Consider the following 22,348-nt stretch of genomic DNA (forward strand, 5'->3'; position numbering starts at 1 on the left):
CATATTGATCCCCTTTTGGCCGCTCCTGTCGTTCTCATAAACCGCGTGCGCCGCAAGACTGCACTCACGAATACAGCCTGCGGAGAACAACAACATGCTGACGATCTACTCGGACGATCACCACCTGCACCATGGCCGCTGTGAGCTGATGGACGGGCAACTGATGCCCTGCTTCGAAATGCCCTCGCGCGCCGACCATGTGCTGCAACGGGTCAAGGACCGCGAACTGGGCCCGGTGCAGGCCCCGGAGGATTTCGGCCTGGCACCGCTGCAACGTATCCACAGCCGCGACTACCTCGACTTCTTCAAAGGCGCCTGGCAACGCTGGACCGAATACGGCCAGGACGGCGACCTGCTGCCTTACACCTGGCCTGCGCGCACGTTGCGCCGCGTGTTGCCCACCAGCCTGCACGGCCAGTTGGGCTATTACAGCTTCGACGGTGGCGCGCCGATCACCGCCGGCACCTGGCAAGCGGCTTACAGCGCAGCACAAGTTGCCCTCACCGCCCAGGCCGCTATCGCCCATGGCGCCCATAGTGCCTTCGCGCTGTGCCGCCCGCCGGGGCATCACGCCGCCAGCGATTTGATGGGCGGTTATTGCTACCTCAACAACGCGGCCATCGCGGCCCAGGCGTTCCTTGATCAGGGCTGCAAAAAGGTCGCGATCCTCGACGTGGATTACCACCATGGCAACGGCACGCAGTCGATTTTCTATGAGCGCAGCGACGTGCTGTTCACCTCGATTCACGGCCATCCGGAGGCAGAGTTTCCGTTCTTTCTCGGTTATGCCGATGAGCACGGCGAAGGCGAAGGCGCGGGTTTCAATTTCAACTATCCGTTGCCGGCGGGCTCCGGCTGGCAGGCCTGGAGCGCGGCGCTGGAACAGGCCTGCGCCGAGATCGAGGGCTACGCTGCCGACATCATCGTGGTGTCCCTGGGCGTGGACACGTTCAAGGACGACCCTATCTCGCAGTTCAAGCTCGACAGCCCCGACTACCTAGCCATGGGCGCACGCATTGCGCGCCTGGGCAAACCCACGCTGTTCGTGATGGAAGGCGGCTACGCGGTGGAAGAAATCGGCATCAACGCCGTCAACGTGCTGGAAGGTTTCGAGGAAGCAGCCCAATGAACATACTCAAGTCGCTCGCCCTGTGCGCCGTGGTTGTCAGCGGCGCAGCCCAGGCCGAAGAAAAAACCCTGAAGGTCTACAACTGGTTCGACTACATCACGCCCAAGGCGCTGGAAGACTTCAAGGCCCAGCACCCGTCGATCAAGCTGGTGTACGACATCTTTGACACCAACGAAGCCCTGGAAGCCAAACTGCTCACCGGCAACTCCGGCTATGACGTGGTGGTACCGTCCAACGTGTTCCTGGCCAAACAGATCGAAGCCGGCGTGTTCCAGCCCCTGGACCGCAGCCAACTGCCCAACTGGAACCACCTCGATCCCAAGCTGATGAAGCTGATCGAGGCCAACGACCCCGGCAATCAATACGCCGTGCCCTACATGTACGGCACCATCCTGATCGGCTTCAACCCCGCCAAGGTCAAGGCGGCCCTGGGCGACAACGCCCCCGTGGACAGCTGGGACCTGATCTTCAAGGAAGAGAACATCAGCAAGCTCAAGCAATGCGGCGTCGCACTGCTGGACTCGCCCTCGGAGATCCTGCCCCTGGCCTTGCAGCACCTGGGCCTGGACCCCAACAGCAGCAACCCCAAGGACTACGACAAGGCCGAAGCCCTGTTGATGAAGATCCGCCCGTACATCACCTACTTTCACTCCTCCAAATACATGGCCGACATCGCCAACGGCGATATCTGCGTGGCGGTGGGCTACTCCGGCAGTTTTTCCCAAGCCGCCAACCGTGCCAAGGAAGCCAAGAATGGCGTGACCGTGGACATGCGCCTGCCCAAGGAAGGCGCGCCGATCTGGTTCGACATGCTCGCCATCCCCAAGGGCGCCAGCAACCCGGGCGACGCCTACTCCTTTATCAACTACCTGCTGCAACCCAACGTGATCGCGCCGATCAGCGACTTTGTCGGTTACCCCAACCCCAACAAGGATGCCAGCGGGTTGGTCGAACCAGCCATTCGTAACAACCCCAACCTGTACCCGACCGACGCAGCCATGGCCACGCTCTATACCCTCAAACCCCTGGACAGCAAAGCCGAACGCGCCAGGACGCGGGCCTGGACCAAGATCAAATCCGGCAGGTAACGCCCTGCAGATTTTACAGTAGGCCTACGTAAGCACCGCCTCCCCGGCTGGCCGAGCCCTAGCATGGAAAACCCGAGCCTGGACCTCGGGTTATTTCCATCAATCGGCCAGACAGGGAAGCCTCATGACCTCAGCCGCTGCAAACACGCCCTCTACGAACGCAAAGCGCCTGGATGAACGTTCAGCGCTGTTCACCGAACTCTACGTCGGTCCCTCATTCAGGGAGACCGCGTCCCACTTGTTGCGCCAGTCGCTGCGAGAACACTACCCAACGCTGGATATTGACCCGGACATCGCCATGGTCGGTACACCCACCTGGCAATTGATCGACAATGAGATCGTCGCCGGCCCCACGCATTATCAGTCGCTCAGTGAAATCCTCGCGATACAGGCCGTCGTGGCCGAGCCCGCCCTGTACATCGAGGGCGAGCACTTTCTCACCCAGCAACCGATCGTCGAACCAGCGGTGCACCTGCCCGTGCGCATCTGTGAAATAGCCAAGACCCTCAACGTGCTGGCCCCGGTCATGCTGCGGGCCTTCCAGCAACAGCTGGTCGATTATTGGAACCAGACCAACGGCAACGGCGCTCACTGGCAGCGACTGTCGAGCGTATTGCGAGCGATCTGGAACGTTGAGACCGCCGATGACTGGAGCGCCACCGAATGCGCCATGGCGCGCACCCTGTTCACGTCCCCCGATAAAGCCGACCGCAAGGGTAAAGACCCCTATAACCTCAAGGCCTGCCTGATTGAAATCGACCGAATCGACGCAGAACAAGTGACACACCGCAATGAGGTGGTGATCGCGGTACTGCTCGGCGAACATGAAGGGCAAACCTCGATCCTCATGCATTCGCTGCTCAAGGGTTATGAAAAATTCCCTTCGCTGGAGCAACTGGGCCATTCGCTGCCTGAGCATTTGCCGGGCTCTACCGCAAAGCAGGAAATCCATTGGCGCCTGTACGAACCCGAGGGCAATTTTTTTGATCAGCAAGCTTGCGCGTTGGTGTCTGTGCTGGTGGAGGCCGTGGGTGACATTGATTTTTCAGACGTGCATCACACCCACGCCGCTGATGTCGCAGTGGGCACGCCGCCCGCCGTCGTCCCCCTTGCGACGGATAAAAGCCCCGACCTTGCGTGGTATCAGAGCCAATTGCCCGATTGGTTGATGAATGCCTCCAACGCAGACCAGGATTTCTTCGCTCGCCACTTGAAGGACCTCGCTGCGCTGCACAGCCAGAACGACGGCCGCTCCTACCTGGACGATATCCCTTCCATCGAAGCGTACGCGTTGAAGATGGCCAAAGCGCAAATGCTCAAGGATCATCCTGACAGCGCCAACGTTCCCTTGGATAAAATCCGGCTGGAGGTAAAAAGCCCGGTCATCTGGGGCGCCTTCGTGGTGCCGGGTCAGTTCGACACCAGCACCTTCAGCGTGGCCGAGTTGGCCCTGCAGAATCTGATTGCGCTGCCGACCGGTAATCGCTCTCTCAAGACCGAAAATGGCTTCAACCTGCCCGAATGGTTGGACGCGGATTATGTTGTATCACTGGTCACCGCTGTCGATATCGGCAGCACCTATCCCGCCCTGGTCAAAGAGAAACTGCTGGATGACCCGCAGGAATCCTCGCGCCGTAAAACGCTCTTCAAACAGCACCTGCGTATCCAGCTGCCGATGCAGGCCTTGCAAGCCAAGATTCGCCAGCAGGAAGGTATCGACGAGCGTGGCTACCGTTACGTGGCCGCCGTCTTACAGGACGACCCCACTGACCGTCTAGTGGACGGACAAACCCTTGTGCTCAGGCCATTGGCTTTTCGGCCATTACGGCGCACGTCGGCTTCTTTGGACACGGTGGCTAACATGTATGTGATCGGCCCCGACGACCCGGCGGCGGGACCCTGCCTGCTGTATCGGCCGATGTTCACGCCGGCACTGATGCAGTTCCCGTCACCGGCCAATCTGATCTATGCGATCTCGCAGTCGAGCAGCCTGCGCGAGTCGGTGCTGGCCTGGCTACCGGAAGCCGTGCGCAGCGACTATGCCAATTATGTATTTCCCGGCACGCTGCCATCCCCCTGGCAGGTAGCCGATGCCCTGATAGAGCCCGATAAGCTGTGGACCATGAGCGGGCCCATGACGCTGGGTGAGCAGGTACTCAACGGCGATCGGTTCTACGCGCTGTTCAAAGCCAACGCTGATGCCTTGATCGAACTGGCCGATCGGCAATCGGTCTCCAACGCCGAAAACCGCTGGGCCACCTTCAAGCGCGCCGGTTGGCTGATCTTCAATCTCGTGCTGCCTTTTCTCGGTCGTAGCGTAGGCACGGCGGCGTGGATCTGGCAGGTGGTCGATCAACTGCAGAACTTTATCGAGGCTCAGGAACACGGTGAAAAGCAGGCCGAGTGGTCGGCGCTCACCGATGTGCTCCTCAATCTGGGCATGGCAATCACCTTGCACGTCGCCAGCCGCAGCCACCGCCCCGGTTACCCACGCAAGTCCAGGCCAGCATTGCCGAAGGCGACAACCGCCAAAGACGTCACGGTCAAACAACAGCCGTCGGCATCTCATGAGCTGCCCGCACCTCATTTGCACATCGATGGCGCAATCAAGCGCGCCCCAGGTGAACTCGTCAAACTGCTCGACAGCTTCAAGGTCAGTAAACCGCAAAACCTGGGCACCGTTGAAACTGCCGAAGGCCAGTACCAGTACCTGTACCGCCAGGCGCAGCACTACTACGCCCCCGTGGGGGAGCGCTGGTTCGAGGTGAGCGTCGGCGAGGATGAGCCGGTGGTCATCATCGATCCCAAGAAGCCTGAACGCACAGGCCCGGCATTGATCCACAACGCCAGGGGCCAATGGTTCATCGACACACGCTTGCGCCTGCGCGGCGGCGGCCCCAAGAAACAGCAGCAAAAGTCGCAGACCGACGCGCAGGCCGAGGCCGATAAGGCCCAACAGCGCTTGTCACAATTCGAGCAAGACAAGACGGCCACGCAAGAGCAGCTGCAACAGGCGCGAGTGGCCATGGACGATCCTCAGGCCAGCACGTCGGCCCAGGCCCGCCGTCACACCTACCTGCAGAAACTCGAAACCCAGAGAAACAGCTACGAATCGGCGCTGCAACAACTCAAGATCTTGAACGTCTTCGCGCCGACCGCAACCTATCAGGAGCAAGCCGTTAGCTATGTAGACGCCGAGCTGAAGCTGAGCGAAACCGGGATACGCGAGGCTCAAGTCACCTTTACGCCCAAGCTCGAAGCCGTGCTGGACCAGATCAAGCATCAGATCAGCCACCCGCAGGATCGTCAGATTGACGATGCCCGGGCCCTGACCGATATGAGCCAGGACATGATCGAGCGCCTCAATTACATCGAATCGCGCTTTAATCAACTCAGGGCAATGGGCAAGAAAGGCTTCGAAGCCATTCGCGAGCACCGCAAGCACTTGCCGGCCTACACCGCCCAATACCTCAGGGCCCTGCAGGTAACGATGGCGCGTAACCTGTGCGTGGACGAGAGCAGCACCACCGCACTGGATGCGTGGAATGCCCTCGACCGTATTGTCGACAGCGCCGACCTGACCATCCTGAGTTTTCGTGAAAGTCTGCTGGAGCGCAGCGAGTCGCGGCTGGACGAACGCATCGAAATCCTCGCCAGCCTGGTGGAGCAATTCAACATCATTGATGAACGCCTGCAGGATTTTGCCCAGGAGTTCAACGACGTCGCGCTGACCAGCCCGCTCACACGCCTGCGTGAAAAAGTCCGTGGTTTCTACAACGAAACCGTGGGTCACCTGGAGTTGCTGCACAATGCCCGCGAAGCACTCAGAAGCCGACCCACACCGCCACCCACCCCTCCAAAAACCAGGAAAAAAATCATCTATACGCGCTACAACGGCGTTCTGATTGGGGAGCCCCGCCGCTCAGCCCTAGGCGAGGAAACCGGACTGGTGGATATCAGATCACCGCTCAACGACGAGATCATCGCGACCTTTCACGAAAAACCCGCAGGCATCTGGGTGCAGCGCGAGAGCCCCGTCGAAGCATCGTCCCCCCCTACCCTTGATGTCGCCACCTGCGTCAATCAGGCACAAGATCTGTTAGACCAGTTACAAGCCTTCAAGCAACGTGCCGCCGAGCAAGCGGCCAAGCCGGAACGCAGCGCCATCGGCATCGAATGGCTGTATCACCAGCACGCGCTGAAATTGGAGCAGGCCTCGGCCAACATTGAACAGGCCTTGACCGAAGGCAATATCACCGACAGCCGCCTAGGCTCAGCGGCGGTTGTCAACAAACAACTCAGCGAAGCAGTGCAAGCCCTTTACAGCGAGGCGCGAAGCTACAAGTCGCTGTTAATCAAAAAGCACCCACCCACTGTGCAAGGTGTGGAATGGCTGATGCAAAACAACGAGATCGTCATCAAGAAAACCGTCAAGCGCCGCCGAATCAAAGGCCCTGACAAGGACTATCTGGACGAGTACACCATCAGTAACCGCAACGACCGAAGCGTGCTGTGGTATGCCCATTTCCATTACTCCACCGACTGGGTGCCCGCCAAGGCGTTTTTGCGCGCACGCCTCAAAACGCCACAAGAGCACGGGCGGGGCGAAGAAGCCGATACCCTCAACGGCCTTAGCGAGAAGCAGAAAACCGCGATCTATCTCAGCGAAATCAATCTGGACCAGGCACGACGGTTGTTTTTCAACGTGAAATAAATCACCCACCTGTGGCGAGGGTGCTTGTCCCACACTGAACGGCTGCGCCTCGACGTATCTACCGCCCTCGTCACACCGGCGCTCGCTAACTTGCCGACTCCTGATGCCCGTCCGGGCCATCGAATGCAGAGGAGCGGCACATGCCCAATGACATCGCTAACAACCACCGCCCACCCAGTACCTATGAAGTGCTCACCCAATTGACCACCGGCCCCTCCACCCGGGAAGTCGCCGCCGCCACACTGCGCTCGGCACTCAAGGAGCTGTACCCCACGCTCAACATCGATCCCGACCTGGCCGTGGTGGTCAGCCCTCAATGGCAGGTGGTCGAAAACGCCATAGAGCGCGCGCCGCCCTTTGTCGAGTCACTCACTTCGGTGTTGGCACATCAGGCACTGTCCGACGAGAGAGTGACCTACATCGACGGCCAACACTTCCTCACGTTGCAACCGAACGCTGCGGTGCCTGTGCATCTGGCGGTAAAAATCGATGACATCGCCCGCCTGATCAACGAATTGTCCGACCTGCTGTTCACCGCCGCACAGGAACAGCAGTTGGACTTCTGGAACGCCTCCAACGACAGCACCGGTCCGCGCTGGCAGGCCTTTTCCAACACCCTGAAAAAGGTATGGAACATCACTGAAGAGCAAGGCCTGGGTGAACACGAATGCACCATGGCCCGTACGGTTTTCCAGGAACCCGACCGGGCCAGGCGATCGCTGAAAGACCCTTACGACAGCCATGCCTACCTGGTAGATATCGATATCCTCAAGGACGGCCAGCCCCACCACACTAGCTTTCTGGACCTCACCGTATTGGTGGGCGAGCACGACAAGCGCCAGATGGTCCTCACGTACTCGTTGGTGAACGGATACGAGACGTTCGAGTCACTGGACAAGTTCGGCGCCTCGCTGCCCGCGCGCTTGAGTGCGCCAGAGCAGGACACCACCTTGCAATGGCGCCTGTACGAGCCTGACGGCAACTTCTTCGATGCACTGGCCTGCAACTTGATTTCGCTGCAGATCCAAGCCATCGGCAGCCTGGGCGAATCCCGTCTGCCGGAGCAGATGCAGGCCCCCACCCTCGTCCGTATCATGCCCAGCATCGAAGAGATGAGCGACCATCAACTGTCGAATATCCGCGAGGTTCATCAGCAAATTCCAGATTGGCTAGCCTCGGCGACCGACTCTGATACTACCGCTTACAGCCGTTACCTGATCGACATGGCCCTCCTGCATAGCCATTACCATGGGGAGACCTTTCAGGATGGCATCCCTCCTATTCGTGACTATGCCCTGTCACAGTTGCAAAGCCGTATCCGCGCCCCCGAAAAGGACGTGAACCTGAACCTGGAAAAAGTTGAGATTGTGATCGAGAGCCCGGTGCTGTGGGGTACGTTTGTCGTTCCCGGGGCGGTGGATATCACTCGTCGCAGCCTGATCGACCTGGCCCTGGAAAACCTTACCGGCCTGCCCACCGGCAACGCGACGGTGCACTACAACGGCAAGGACAATAACGCACCCGCCTGGCTGACCTACCGTTATCTGAAAGACGTCATCGAAGACATCGACATCGGCCAGTACTACCCAGCCCTGGTCAAACAGAAACTGCTCGATGACCCGCAGCAATCGAGCCACCGACAGCAGCTCTATACCCGCCACCTGCAAATCCAACTGCCGCTGTTGGCCCTGCAGATGAAAATCCGCAATCAGAACGGCATCGATGAGCTCGGTTACCGCTACGTCGCCGCGGTGGTGCACGCCGAGGTACATGAGCGCCATGTCGACGGACAGCCAATCGTCATCCGAAACCTGGCTTTCATGCCCACCCTGCGCCCTGGCCATGAGCAAGATGTGGTCGCCAATATGTTCGTGATCGGCCCGAGGCGTTCCGAGGCTGGCCCCTGCATACTTTATCGACCCCTGATGGAACCGGCCCTGATGCAATTTGCGTCGCGGCAAAACCTGCTATACGCCATCAAACACGAGCACGCCTTGCGCGAGTCGGTGTTGGCTTGGTTGCCTGAAGCACAGCGCTTCAACTATGCCCAATACGTTTTTCCAGACACCCTGCCCTCGCCTTGGACCGTGGTGCGCGCGCTGGTAGAACCGCTCACCGTGCTTTACATGAGCGGCCCGATAACGCTGAGCGATGAAGAAGTGGGTAATGACACCCTGACGACGCTATTCAAGACCAACGCCAATGCGATGGTCGAGTTGGCTACACGCCAGTCAGTGTCCAACGTGCAAAAACGTTGGGCGACGTTGCGACATGCCGGCTGGCAGATATTCAATGCCGCCCTGCCCTTCATGGGCCGCACCCTCGGGGTTGCCGCCTGGATCTGGCAAATCATGGACGATCTGCAAGCTGCCGGGGAGGCGGTGAACAAGGGTGACCAGAGCGCTTCCTGGACAGCGTTGGCGGATGTGTTCCTCAACTTGGGCATGGCACTGACGCTGCACATCGCCCTACGCCACCCGCGCCCGCTCAAGCAATTCGATACCCCCACAACCGAGGCAGAATCCGCGACAACGACGATCGAAACAGCAGGCAAACCGGCTATTACCGAGAAAAAATACACCGCCGTACAACAGGCCACTCTTACCGACAACCAACTGCCCGCCCAGCATCAAGGCGCCGTGCACACCCGCGGTGCCCTGAGCCATAGCCGCCTGGGGCTGGGCACGACACTCAACAGCTTCAACATCGCCAAACCCGAGATGCTGGGCGAACAAGACAAGACCCCCGGTCGTCACCTGAATCTCTATCCGCTTGCAGACAAGTGGTATGCGCCGGTGGGCGAGCGTTGGTTCGAGGTGAAGGTGGATGACAACGACAGCGTCATTATCGTCGACCCCAAGGACCCCTTGCGTACCGGCCCACCGTTGATCGGCAACCTGGCGGGCCAATGGTTTGTCGACGTCCGGCTGCGGCTGCGCGGCGCAGGCCTTCGAAAACAACGCCGAGCCGTCAAGGTCAACCAAACTGAGCGCATCCCGCAACTTAAGGCCCAGCTCAACACCTTTGACGCAGTTGCCGCCAGTAAACAGCTGGACGTACTTGAATCAATGCCTGCGCCGGACGCAACTCCCGGCCCTTCCACCGACCTGCGGCGTGCGTCGTTCATCGGCAAAGTCGATAGCCGGATGACGGAGTACGACGAAGCGATCAGCCAGTTGAAGTCGTTGAGTACCATCGACGCCGTACCTACCTATCAGAGCAATATGAGCGGGTATCTGAAACAACAGGTGCAACTGACACAGCTTGCCTTGCAACAGCAGTTGGTGAGCTACCAAGTTGCCTTGAGGGCGTCATCTTCAATCCTCGAAGCGGAGGTAGACATTGACTACAAACGCCAGGCAAGCACCGCACAAGCCCTGTCCATTCAGAACCAGGCGATCCTCGAGCGTTTGACCTTCATAAATGATCGGTTCGACGATCTCGAAGAGCTGGGGGATGCAGGCGCCGCAGTCATTCTGAAAAGCAAGCAGGAGTTACCGCAGCTCAATCTCGATGAACTCAAATCCCTGGAAATCGGCTTGGTCCGTTACCTGTGTATCGATGAAGAGCAGCGCCAGATTCCCGCCACGCTACGTGAACGGATGGGCCAGATCGCCGATACCGCCGAACTCAACGTCGAAAGTTTCAGTGAGATGATGGAACGGGCCGACAGCACGTCGCTGGAGGAGCGTATTGACGTACTCAACAGCCTGGTTGAGCAATTTTCCAGCGCTGATGAACGCCTGCTGGACCTGCATGCCGATTACCCGCAGCACTTGCTCAAAAGCCGTTTGGAAAGTTTTCGCCAGCAGATTGACGAGTTCAAGCAGCGGGCCGTGCACGACCTGGCACAGTTGCTCAGAGAGAGAAAAAACCTGGAGCCCAAACCCGGTAGCTCAAAGGCAAAACCACCACCACGGCGCAAAGTGATCAAAACGCGCCATCACGGCTTGGTGATGGGCGAACCGCGTGAAAGCGACAGTACGCTGGTCGATGTCAAGACAGGCATGACCGGCAAGGTGATCGCCACGTTCCACGAGAAGGCACCCGGTGTTTGGGTCAAGAGGGAGAAAACCCCGTCACAGCAGCCCACGCCTGCCACCGTGGACCTGGACATCAGCATCAACGCAGGCCAAGCGTTGTTGGATGGCGAACAAGCGGAAATCCGCAAATACCAGAGCTTCACCAAGAAACCCTGGCATGCCCCGCAGGACATTCAAGATATGTTCGATGGCTATGCAAGAGACTTGGAAAGAGCCTCAAACAACATCGAAGAAGCCCTGACCCAGCGCAACCTCACCGAAAGCGATCATACTTCCGCCGCCACGACCAACCGCGACCTCAGCGATGCCGCGCAACGCTTCTATCGGCTAGGCAGAAAAACCTACATCGAGATGATCAAGCATCAAGCACCCACCGCCGAGCGTGTCGAGTGGCTGCACAGCCAAGGGCTGATCAGTATCGTCAAGGTCGTCAGCCGCCGTGCCCTGAAAGGGCCCAACAAGGACTATCTGGACGAGTACGAGATTCGCGATAAAGAGAGCGGCACGGTGCTGTGGTATGCGCACTTTCACTATGACGCCAAAGGTGCGGCGCTGGAGGACTTCACCGCAGACCACCTGAAGACCCGCGAACAACAACGCTTAGGAGGTGCTCGCCAGCGTACCGGCCCCAGCGACTGGGACACCATCGAGATTCACCGCCGCAGGATTGGTAAACCACTGGCCACTTCACTGTTCTTCAAAAGCTGAACGCGTTTTACGGCAACCACGCCTGGCGCAAACGGGCCAGCGCTTGTGCGATGTCGGCTTCGGGCACGGCGGCGAAACCCATCACCAGGCCGGCACGCTGGTCCGGCGGTGGGCTGGGGCCGGTCAGCCAATAGCTGCTCAGGCCGTTGATTTCCACACCGGCCGCGTGGGCCTGAGTGAGTAGCGCCTGCTCACGGGCCAGGCTATCCACGCGCACCGTCATGTGCAGCCCCGCCGCCACACTGGGCAAGACGCCGACGCCGGGCAACCCGTCGGGCCAACCGGCCAGCAAGGCATTGCGTCGGCTCAACGCAGCGCGACGCATGCGGCGAATGTGACGCTGGAAATGCCCCGTCGCCATGAACTCGGCCATCACCGCCTGGGTGCTGACTTCGGAATGACGCATATCCACGGCGCGGCGCCGGGTGAAGGCTTGCACCAGGCCTGGTGGCAACACCAGGTAACCCAGGCGTAACGCCGGAAACGCCACTTTGCCGAAGGTGCCGACGTACAGCACGCGGCCATTGCGATCCAGCGCAGCCAACGGTGACAGCGGCGCACCACTGTAGCGGTACTCGCCGTCGTAATCGTCTTCCACGATCCAACCGCCTGAACGTTCGGCCCAGGCCAACAGCTCCAGGCGCCGCGCCAGGCTCATCACCACGCCCAGCGGGTATTGATGGGAAGGCGTGACATACGCCACGCGGCAATCATTGAGGGTACTGAGCACCTGGCAATCCATGCCTTCGCCGTCAACCGGCACGCCATGCAGCCGCCCGCCCGCCAAAGCAAATGCATGGCCGGCCGCGCGATAGCCGGGGTTTTCCACCGCCACACCCTCTCCGGGTTCCACCAGCAACTGTGCACAAAGGCTGATGGCCTGCTGTGCGCCACTGGTGATCACAATTTGTTCAGCCGTGCATTGCATGCCCCGCGAGCTGCGCAGGTACGCGGCGATCAAACCGCGCAGGCGGCCATCGCCTGCCGGGTCGCCATAGCACAGCTGTTCCAGGTCGGGCTTGCGCCAGAACGCCCCATTCAGCTTGGCCCAGACCTCAAACGGGAACAGGTCGAAGGCGGGTACGCCCACCCGAAATGCCCGAGGCGGTCCCAACGGCGGCTGTGGCAGATGGTGGTCTTTCACCCGCGCCAACCCGGCACTGTGGATAACTTCGTCATCCAGATCCTCGGGCAAATTCGCCCATTTTGTGGATAACCCTGGGGATAAGCCTGTTGACAACCCTGTGGATACTTTTGTGGATAATTTTTTGGCCATCGGCAATTGGGCAACATAGGTGCCATCACCGACCCGGCTTTCGATAAACCCCTCCGCGTACAGCTGATCGTAGGCGCGCACCACGCTGTTGCGGGAAATCGACAATGCCGCCGCCAGATCGCGGGTCGCGGGCAGCCGCGTGCCACTGACCAATCGCCCATCCAATACCCGCTGGCGCAGGGCCTCATAAAGCTGGCGCGTGAGGCCCTGGCGGCGGTCCAACTCGATACCGGCAGGGTTGAAGGACAACGGCGGCGAAATGGGCGGCATATTGGACCTATGAAATTAGCGCTAGATGGCTCTTACAACGAACCAATAGCCTGCCTAGGATGCAGGCATTCGCCAAGGAAAATCTCCATGTACACACCCCGCGCCTTTGCTCTCGATGACTTGCCCGAAATCCAGCAACTGATCCAGCACACCCGCTTGGCGCAGTTGGTCACCGTGGGTGAAAACGGCCTGCAAGCCAGCCATTTGCCCTTGCTGCTCAACCCCGATGAAGGACCCAACGGCACGCTGTACGGCCACCTGGCCAAAGCCAACCCGCAATGGCGCGAGCTGCAAAACGGCAGTGAGGCACTGGTGATCTTCGCGGGTGCCGAGGCCTATATCAGCCCGGCGTTTTACCCCGCCAAGGCCGAGCACGGCAAAGTGGTGCCAACCTGGAACTACATCGCCGTGCACGCCTATGGCAAGCCCGAAGTGTTCAGCGACGCCGAGCACTTGCTCAAGGTGGTCACGGCTCTTACCGACCGCCATGAAAGCGGCCGCGCCCAGCCCTGGCGTGTCAGCGACGCACCGGCGGACTACATTGACGGCATGCTCAAAGCCATCGTCGGCTTCGCCCTGCCGATCGAGCGCCTGGTGGGCAAACGCAAACTCAGCCAGAACCGCAGCGCCGCCGACATGGCCGGTGTCCGTGATGGCCTGGCCGCCAGTGCCGATGTACGCGACCAGACCCTGGCCCGCTTTATTCCTCAAGGAGTTTCAGAATGAGCTTGATCGACATTCGCCAGGTCAGCGCCGCCGACCACGCCGCCTGGCTGCCGCTGTGGCAGGCGTACTTGAAGTTCTATAACACCGAACTGCCGGACGCCGTCAGCCAGAGCACCTGGCAGCGCCTGATCGATCCCAGCGAGCCGACCCATTCGGCACTGGCCTGGCAGGACGGCAAGGCGGTGGGCATGGTCAACTTCATTTACCATCGCTCCAACTGGAGCATCGAGAACTCCTGCTACCTGCAGGACTTGCTGGTAGACCCGGCCCAACGTGGCACGGGCGTGGGTCGCAAGCTGATCGAATTCGTCTACGCCACCGCCAAGGCCGATGGCTGCTGCAAGGTGCACTGGTTGACCCATGAGACCAACGCCACGGCGATCCAGCTCTATGAGCGCATCGCCGAACGCCCAGGCTTCATTCAATTTCGCAAAGGTCTCTAAGGAGCGCAGCATGACTACTTCCCTCGCCGACTGGAAAGGCGCCCCGGCGCCCAGCGCGCACCTGCTTGAAGGGCGCTTTATCCACCTGGAAAAGCTCGACCCGGCGCGCCATGCCGACCAACTGTGGCAAGCCCTTGAAGGCCCAGGGGCCGACCCGAAGCTGTGGGATTACTTGCCCTACGGCCCGTTCACCGAACGCAGTGCCTTCGACGCCTGGTTGAACAATCACGCCGCCCACAGCGACCCGTACTTTTTCAGCGTGATCGACCGCGCCACGGGCCAGGTGCAGGGCATCCTCAGCCTGATGTCCATTGTCCCGGCGCAAGGCCGTATCGAAATCGGCCACGTTACCTTCGGCGCGCCGATGCAGCGCTCGCCGAAAAGTACTGAAGCGGTGTACCTGCTGGCCAAGTATGCGTTCGAGCAGGGCTACCGTCGGCTGGAGTGGAAGTGCAACAACGGCAACGCGCGGTCCAAGTACGCGGCCGAGCGGTTGGGGTTCAGTTTTGAAGGGGTGTTCCGCCAGCACATGGTGGTCAAGGGACAGAACCGCGATACGGCGTGGTATTCGATCCTGGATTCGGAATGGCCGAAGGTCGGTGCCGGGTTTGAGGCGTGGTTGTCGGAGGCGAACCAGAGTGATTCGGGCCAGTTGAAGACACTCACAGAGTGTCGGGATTAATGCTCACATCTGTGGGAGCTGGCTTGCCTGCGATACAGACACCTCGGTGTATCAGGCAAAACCCGTTGATGCCATCGCAGGCAAGCCAGCTCCCACAGTTTTGACCAGCGGTGAATCAGTGGGTCAGGCGCTGGGCCAGCACCGCAATATGCTCCGGCCCGATGCCGCAGCACCCACCCAAATGGCTGGCGCCGCGTGCTTGCCAATCCGCCGCCCATTGCAAGTAGCCGGGCGGGTCGAGGTCGTCGCGCAACGGGTCCAGGCCGTCGTTGGCCGTGGCTTCCTTGGGTTGCGGTGGGAAGGCATTGGCGTAGGCGCCAATCTGGATGGCCACGCCCAGTCGGTCGAAGGTCTGGCGGGCAGCATCAATCGCCGCGCCGATCACTTCCGGCTGGCTGCAGTTGAACAGCAATACCTGCACGCCCAGTTGCGCCGCCGCCTCGGCTGCGTCCGCCACCGGTTCGCCGGAGCGCAGGCGCGGCACCTCGTCGGTGTCTTCGTCTTTCAAGGTAAACGACAGCCAGAACGGCTTCCCATCTTTAGGCAGCCCGGCATGGATCGCCCGTGCTTCAGCGATCGAGCTCTGGGTTTCCGCCAGCCACAGGTCTACATGCGGGGCCAGGCCGTTCACCAACGGTGTCAGCAACTCACTGACGCGCTCGGCCTGGAACAGATCAGGGCGATAAGAGCCAAACAGCGGCGGCAATGAGCCGGCTACCTGCACGGCTTTACCGGAGGCCTGCACCGCCCGTCGCGCCAACTCGCCGGCCAACGCGGCCAACGCCTGGCCTTCTGCGGCAAACCGCTTTTCGCCAATATGGAACGGCACCACCGCGTAACTGTTGCTGGTGATTACATTGGCACCACTGTCGATGTAGGCCGCGTGCACCGCCTCCACCGCTTGCGGCGCTTCGCTCAAGGCCAGTGCCGACCATTCCGGCTGACGGAACGGCGCGCCACGGCGTTGCAGTTCACGGCCCATGCCGCCATCGAGAATTACTGTGCTTACTGCGCCCATATGCTTTTTACTCATATGCTTATGAAAATAACTCACTATGAGAGTCGTTCTTATAACTATTTAATGCGTACCGTTCGGTTAATAACAACCTCTTTTTTATTCAGGTGTTCGATTTTGAAATTCAGACCGCTGTTGGCCCTGGGCCTGACGATGTTGGCTGCTTCAACCCAAGCCTTTGGCGGTGCCACGCTGGATCGTGTCGAGCAGAAGAAAGAACTGGTCGGCGTGCTGATGGAAAGCTATCCGCCGTTTTCATTTCTCAATGACCAGAACCAGCTCGACGGTTTCGACGTGGACGTGGCCAAGGCCGTGGCACAAAAACTGGGCGTGAAGTTGCGCCTGGAAACCCCGTCCTGGGACGTGATCGCCGCCGGCCGCTGGAGCGGGCGCTACGACATCTGCATCTGCTCCATGACCCCAAGCAAGGCACGCGCCGAGGTGTTCGACTTCCCGGTGGAGTACTACGCCTCGCCGGCCGTGATCGTGGTCAATGCCAAGGACGAGCGCATCCACGAAGCCCGGGACCTGAGCGGCAAGAAAGTCGGCCTCACCAGCGCCTCCAGCTACGAAAGTTACCTGAACAAGAACCTGGTGATCGAAGGCGCCGAAGACACGCAGTTGCAGTACCCGTTCGAGGAGGTGCAGATCGCCCCGTACGACACCGACAATGTGGCATTCCAGGACCTGGGCCTGGGCGCCGGCGTGCGCCTGGACGCGATCCTCACCAACCTGGTCACCGCGCAGCCGCGCCTGAGCCAGGACAAGCGCTTCAAGCTCGCCGGTGCGCCGCTGTACTCGGAGCCCAACTCGGTGGCCATCGAGAAAGGCGACCCGCAGTGGGACAGCAAAGTGCGTGAGGTCTTCGCCCAGCTCAAGCAGGACGGCACCTTGAGCGCGCTGTCGCAAAAATGGATCGGCGCCGATATCAGCCGATGAGTTTTCGCCTACGGCTTTACCTGACCTGGGCGGCGCTGTTCGGCCTGTTTGCGAGTTTCTTCCTGAGCTTTGACCTGAAGTTCTCGATCATCCTCGACAAGCTGCCCAACCTGGTCGGCCTGCACCTTGCGCCCAACGGCTTCCTGCAAGGTGCGGCGCTGACGCTGTTCTTGTGCCTGTGCGCCATCGTCACCTCGTCGGTGCTGGGTTTTATCACCGCATTGGGGCGCCTGTCCAAAAGTGCGGTGGCGTTCGGCATCGCCAGTTTCTACGCCTCGTTCTTTCGCGGCACGCCGCTGCTGATCCAGATCTTGTTGATCTACTTGGGCCTGCCGCAACTGGGGCTGGTGCCAGGCGCCATCGTCGCCGGCATCATCGCGCTGTCGCTGAATTACGGCGCCTACCTGAGTGAAATTTTCCGCGCCGGCATCCTCGGCGTGCCCCATGGCCAACGCGAGGCCGCGCTGGCCCTGGGCATGCGCGACAGCGCGATCTTCTGGCACGTGACCCTGCCCCAGGCCATGCGCACCATCATCCCGCCGGCCACCAACCAGTTCATCTCGATGCTCAAGGACTCCTCCCTGATCTCGGTGATGGGCGTGTGGGAAGTGATGTTCCTGGCACAGTCCTATGGCCGCTCGAGCTACCGCTATATCGAGATGCTCACGACGGCGGCGATCATTTATTGGGTGATGTCCCTGGGGCTGGAATTGATCCAGGCGCGCATGGAGCGGCATTTCGGCAAGGGCTACGTGCGGCGCGGTTGACGTGCAGAATGTGCAATATATTGCAGCGCTCAGGCTGAATAGGCTCAAGGATCTGCAATAGATTGCATATTCATTGTCGTCATCTTTTCGACACATTCCTGCAACTCCCCTCCGCTATACAGGTCGACTCGCTTGCCATAACAAGGTCGCCCAGCATGCCCCCGTCTCCACAACGCCTCGCGCTCGCCATCACCCTGTTGGCCGGCGGTGGCTTCATCGAAGCAGCCGCAGCCAAGACCCTGCAGATCGACACGCCTGCCACCCAGGGGCAAACCCTGGGTGGCAGTGATACGTTGACCACGTCGGCGCCTGGCAGCATTACAACCTCCGGGGTAGCAGTGACGCTCAAGGACGGCACCCGCAGTGCGGGGGTGGTGGTGACTAACGCGGGCAAGCTGGTCTCCAGCGGCGGGCGGGGTATCGACAGTTCGGGGAGTGTCAGCGGGGAGCGCAGGTACAGCATTTACAACCTTGCCGGTGGGGTGATCCAAGGCGCCAATGATGCGTTGCGCATCAACAGTAACGTTGCCAGCGGCAGCGTGCTGATCGACAACAGCGGCACCATTCGCTCGGCCACCGGCCAAGGGCTGGACCTGGATGCGCTGCGCAGCAGTAACGTCACCACCACGATCATCAACCGTGCCGGTGGCTTGATTCGCGGGGAGGCCAGCGACGGCATGAAGACCGGCGCCAACGCTTCTATCACTAACTACGGCGAGATCTCCACTGGCGACACCTTCTCCCGCGATGACAAGTTCGATGGCGTGGACATCGACTCCGCCAGCGGCGTGACGGTCACCAATTACGGCCTGATTTCCGGTGGCCGCCATGGCATCACCACGGACGAGGGCGCCACGCTGACCAACTACGGCACGGTGATCGGCCGCAACGGCTCGGGCTTTGGTTCCGATGGCGACGGCACTGTGGTCAACCACGGCACCATCATAGGCGCGTTCTCCGGCCTGCAACCGGATGGCGACGGTGACGGTGTGGACATCGACAAGATCGCCCATATCGAAAACTACGGTGTTATCCAGGGTGTCGGCGCCGGGGGGGTCGACAAGAACGGCTTTGCCAACGGCAGCGAAGGGATCGCCCTGGGCGGCGGCGCTATCTACAACGCCAAAGGCGCGCTGATCAGTGGTGCCAACAATGCCATCCTGGTGGACGACGGCAGCGACGGGCCGGGGCTCGCGGCCACCACCCTGGAAAACCACGGCACGATTGAAGGCCTGGATGGCTTTGGCGTGAAGTTCGTCGGCAACTATGCCGATACGGTCATCAACAGCGGCACGATCAGCGGCAGTAATGGCCTGGCCCTGGATTTGGGCGGCGGCGATGACCAGCTGATCTTGCGTAACGGTAGCCGCTTTATCGGCACGGTGGACGGCGGCAGCGGTTACGACCGACTGACCCTGGACGACGTCGCCGGTGGCAGTTTTGGCGACAGCCGCAACCTCGAACGGCTGAACGTCAAGCAAGGCACCTGGACGTTGACCGGCCAAGGTGATTTCAGCGACGGCGGCGAGATTTCCAGCGGTGCCAAGCTGGTCAACCAAGGCGGCATTGTCGGGGACGTGACGGTCGACGCAGGCGGTGTGTATGCCGGCGGCGGCTCGGTGGGCAGCCTGGTAGTGAACGGCACGCTGCAGACCAACACCGAGTTGGGCACCGCCAGCATCAACCGCGACTTGCGCATGGGCAGCGGCTCGACCCTGGCCTATGGCGTCAACGCCGACGGCAGCAGCGCGCCGATCAAGGTCGGCGGCACCGCTTACCTCAATGGCGCGACGCTGGCGGTCAACCCCGGCGAAGGCACCTACCCCTGGCAAAGCCATTACAGCGTGCTGCAAGCCGGCAGCATCAATGGCACGTTTGGCAAGGTCACCAGCGACTACGCCTTCCTGACCCCAACCCTGGATTACAGCCCCACCCAGGTCGGCCTTACGTACACCCGTAACGACATCGCCTTCAACCAATTCGCCAGCACCGGCAATGGCGCCAACGCCGCCAACAGCCTGGCAGGCCTGGGCACGAACAACCCGCTGTACAACGCCCTGCTCAATACCACCACCGCCACAGCCGGTGCCGCTATCGAGCAACTGGCGGGCAGTAGCACCGCCAACCTCACCAGCGCCACCCTCAATGCCAGTGCGCAAGTGGGCAACAGCATGCTCGCCGCCATGCACAAGGTGGGCGGCGGTGCGGGACTGCTGGTAGGGCTCAATGACAAAGATACACCGGTACTGGCCGCCACCGGCGTGCCCGCCGAGGTGCGCAACCTCAATGACCCGAATGCCCGCGGCCGACTGTGGCTGCAAGGCATCGGCAGCTACGGCAAGCTTGATGGCGAGCACGGCAGCAACGGCTTGACCCAACGCACCAAAGGCACAGTGCTCGGCGCCGATTGGGCGCTGGACAGCGACTGGCGCTTGGGTGTGCTAGGGGGTTACTCCAAGACCGACCTGGACACCACCGGTGTCGACGGCAGCGTCGACAGCTGGCACGCCGGCGTCTATGCCCTGCGCCAGAGCGGCCCATTGGCGTTGCGACTGGGTGCGGCCTACAGCGGGCACCAGGGCGACAGTAAACGCACGCTGGCCTTCAGCGGTTTTAACGACCGCGCCAAAGGCGACTATGACGCCAACAGCCAGCAGGCTTTCGCTGAACTGGGCTACGCCATGGGCAGTGGTCGCTTGAGCGCAGAGCCGTTCGCCAACCTCGGCTACCAGCGCTATCAGCGCGACGGTTACAACGAAAAAGGCGGCGCCGCTGCGTTGCACGTGGAAGGCCAGACCCAGGACAACTTCAGCAGCACCTTCGGCCTGCGCCTGGCCCACCTGAGCCAGCTGGACAACGGCGTCAGCCTCACACCCCGTGCCAGCCTTGGCTGGAAACATACCTATGGCGATGTCGACAGCACCACACGCCAGGCTTTCCTGGCCGGTGGCACCGCCTTCAATGTGCAAGGCAGCGCCCTGGACCGCGACAGCCTGTTGCTCGAAGCGGGCCTGGACGTAGGCTTATCCGCCCGTCATCGCCTGGGCTTGGGCTATACCGGCGAAGTGGGCAGCAACAGCCGCAACCATGCGCTGACCGGCCAATGGCAGATGAGTTTTTAATCGCACCGTACTAGAGACAACTCCCGCACATCAGCGGTCGATAGGCTGACAGTTATCCCCCCGCGCCTCGCCTAAATTCCCGGCCTCATTCATCAGAGGTTGGGAATTCATGCCCTTTACACTTCAAAGAATCGCAATCGTCATCAGCTTGGCAGTGGCCGCCAGTTTTCAGCCTGCCCATGCGCGCGGCGATATCGAATACAAGCCCTACGGCAGCTATCCCTATGACGCCGCCGACTATAGCGGAGTATTTATACCCCAGTTCGAAGCGCCGCCCCTTCCACCGCCCTTCAACGGGTTCCTCACTCAGCAGGCCACTTCGCACAACGGCCTGCAGGTCGCCAAGGTGCTGGAGCCCGCAGTGATTCAACTGGTGGCCTCCGGCGAGTTGGACGCGGAAGACCTCAAGGACCTGCAAAAATCGCTCGAGCAATTGAGCAAGCAACCTGGAGGGATCGGCGCAGCCCTTGAGCAACTGGCCGCCAGCCAAAACGCCAACTTGGCCACCGCAACCCAGGCCACCACCCAGCACCTGAGCCGCCAATTGCTCGCCACCCTGCGCACACTGCCTACTGACGACGACGGCCACTTCTGGGTGCAAGGCCTGGGCAACGGCGGCAGCCTAGACGCACAACACGGCAGCGCCGGCTTGAAACACGATACCCAAGGCCTGTTGCTGGGCGCCGACTGGGCGATCGACCATGCCTGGCGGGTGGGTGTCATGGGCGCCAAGACCTCCAGCCGCTTCGATGCCCCGCGTTATGCCGCCGACCTGGACAGCTGGCACTTGGGCGGCTACGCCGTGCGCCAGGACGGCCCCTTCGCCCTGCGCCTGGGGGCGATCTACAGCAACCATGCCGGGCAGAACAAACGCAGCGTCAGCCTGCTCAATTACCACGACTCGCTCAAAAGCAAATACAACGCTAGCAGCCAGACCCTGTTCTCCGAACTGGGCTATCAATTGGGCAGCGGTGATTCCACTGTCGAACCCTTCGTCGGTCTCGGCTACCAACGCTATCAGCGCGACCGTTTCAAAGAGAGCGGCGGCGTGACCGCATTGAACGTCGGCCCACAAACCCAGCGAAACCTGAACAGCACCTTTGGCCTGCGCCTGGCAACGCTGTATCGCTTCGACAACAACATGAGCCTCACGCCCCACCTCAGCACGAGCTGGAAACACCTCTACGGTGACGTCAACAGCCAGGTCCGCCAAACCTCGCGCTATGCACCGGGCCTGATCGACGAGTACACCATCACCGGCACCGCCCTGGACCGCGATAGCTTTGACTTGCAAGCAGGCCTGGACCTTGCCCTGTCGACCCAACACAGCGTCGGCCTGACCTATAGCAGCCAAGCAGGCAACCATGGCCACGACCAAGGCCTGATGGGCCAGTGGAAAATGAGCTTCTAAGCCCGTGAACGCCTG

General features: G+C 60.8%; 13 protein-coding genes. 11 read left to right on the forward strand and 2 right to left on the reverse strand.

What is annotated here, in order from left to right:
• The first annotated feature begins 94 nt into the window (after window positions 1-94).
• The 4 genes from E1K68_RS00390 (at window position 95) to E1K68_RS00405 (ending at window position 11,682) form a co-directional block, all read left to right on the forward strand.
• Complete coding sequence (locus E1K68_RS00390; protein ID WP_212613650.1) at window positions 95-1,129, forward strand: histone deacetylase family protein; 1,035 nt, start codon at window positions 95-97, stop codon at window positions 1,127-1,129.
• Window positions 1,126-2,217, forward strand: a complete 1,092-nt coding sequence (locus E1K68_RS00395; protein ID WP_212613651.1) for a polyamine ABC transporter substrate-binding protein — start codon at window positions 1,126-1,128, stop codon at window positions 2,215-2,217. The genes E1K68_RS00390 and E1K68_RS00395 overlap by 4 nt, the downstream gene beginning before the upstream one ends.
• A gap of 124 nt (window positions 2,218-2,341) precedes the next feature.
• The gene (locus tag E1K68_RS00400) at window positions 2,342-6,931 is read left to right on the forward strand and encodes a hypothetical protein (protein WP_212613652.1); all 4,590 of its coding nucleotides are present in this window, start codon (window positions 2,342-2,344) and stop codon (window positions 6,929-6,931) included.
• 140 nt (window positions 6,932-7,071) lie between these two features.
• Window positions 7,072-11,682, forward strand: coding sequence for a DUF6543 domain-containing protein (locus E1K68_RS00405; protein WP_212613653.1), 4,611 nt, complete (start codon window positions 7,072-7,074; stop codon window positions 11,680-11,682).
• A 7-nt stretch (window positions 11,683-11,689) separates the two neighbouring features.
• Here E1K68_RS00405 and E1K68_RS00410 read toward each other — a convergent pair whose 3' ends face one another.
• On the reverse strand, window positions 11,690-13,228 hold the full coding sequence (locus E1K68_RS00410) for a PLP-dependent aminotransferase family protein (protein WP_003195713.1): 1,539 nt from the start codon (window positions 13,226-13,228) through the stop codon (window positions 11,690-11,692).
• 87 nt (window positions 13,229-13,315) lie between these two features.
• Here E1K68_RS00410 and E1K68_RS00415 point away from each other — a divergent pair, with 87 nt between their 5' ends.
• From E1K68_RS00415 to E1K68_RS00425, 3 genes are read left to right on the forward strand one after another with little or no spacing between them, the layout of a single operon-like run.
• Window positions 13,316-13,954, forward strand: a complete 639-nt coding sequence (locus E1K68_RS00415; RefSeq protein WP_212613654.1) for an FMN-binding negative transcriptional regulator — start codon at window positions 13,316-13,318, stop codon at window positions 13,952-13,954.
• Window positions 13,951-14,397, forward strand: a complete 447-nt coding sequence (locus tag E1K68_RS00420; RefSeq protein ID WP_003195716.1) for a GNAT family N-acetyltransferase — start codon at window positions 13,951-13,953, stop codon at window positions 14,395-14,397. The genes E1K68_RS00415 and E1K68_RS00420 overlap by 4 nt, the downstream gene beginning before the upstream one ends.
• A 10-nt stretch (window positions 14,398-14,407) precedes the next feature.
• On the forward strand, window positions 14,408-15,079 hold the full coding sequence (locus E1K68_RS00425) for a GNAT family protein (protein WP_057710611.1): 672 nt from the start codon (window positions 14,408-14,410) through the stop codon (window positions 15,077-15,079).
• 115 nt (window positions 15,080-15,194) lie between these two features.
• Here E1K68_RS00425 and E1K68_RS00430 read toward each other — a convergent pair whose 3' ends face one another.
• A complete protein-coding gene (locus E1K68_RS00430; protein ID WP_057710612.1) occupies window positions 15,195-16,097 on the reverse strand; it encodes a homocysteine S-methyltransferase family protein in 903 nt (300 codons plus the stop codon).
• A gap of 114 nt (window positions 16,098-16,211) precedes the next feature.
• Here E1K68_RS00430 and E1K68_RS00435 point away from each other — a divergent pair, with 114 nt between their 5' ends.
• The 4 genes from E1K68_RS00435 (at window position 16,212) to E1K68_RS00450 (ending at window position 22,333) form a co-directional block, all read left to right on the forward strand.
• Window positions 16,212-17,033, forward strand: a complete 822-nt coding sequence (locus E1K68_RS00435) for an ABC transporter substrate-binding protein (protein ID WP_003195721.1) — start codon at window positions 16,212-16,214, stop codon at window positions 17,031-17,033.
• Complete coding sequence (locus E1K68_RS00440) at window positions 17,030-17,800, forward strand: amino acid ABC transporter permease (protein WP_212613655.1); 771 nt, start codon at window positions 17,030-17,032, stop codon at window positions 17,798-17,800. Before E1K68_RS00435 ends, E1K68_RS00440 begins: the two co-directional genes overlap by 4 nt.
• 155 nt (window positions 17,801-17,955) lie before the next feature.
• Window positions 17,956-20,922, forward strand: a complete 2,967-nt coding sequence (locus tag E1K68_RS00445; protein ID WP_212613656.1) for an autotransporter outer membrane beta-barrel domain-containing protein — start codon at window positions 17,956-17,958, stop codon at window positions 20,920-20,922.
• A gap of 109 nt (window positions 20,923-21,031) precedes the next feature.
• Entirely contained in the window at window positions 21,032-22,333 is a 1,302-nt protein-coding gene (locus E1K68_RS00450) for an autotransporter outer membrane beta-barrel domain-containing protein (protein ID WP_212613657.1), read from the forward strand.
• Window positions 22,334-22,348 lie beyond the last annotated feature (15 nt).

Origin of the sequence: Pseudomonas sp. B2021 (assembly GCF_018135665.1) — a bacterium.
Taxonomy (GTDB): Bacteria; Pseudomonadota; Gammaproteobacteria; order Pseudomonadales; family Pseudomonadaceae; genus Aquipseudomonas; species Aquipseudomonas lactis.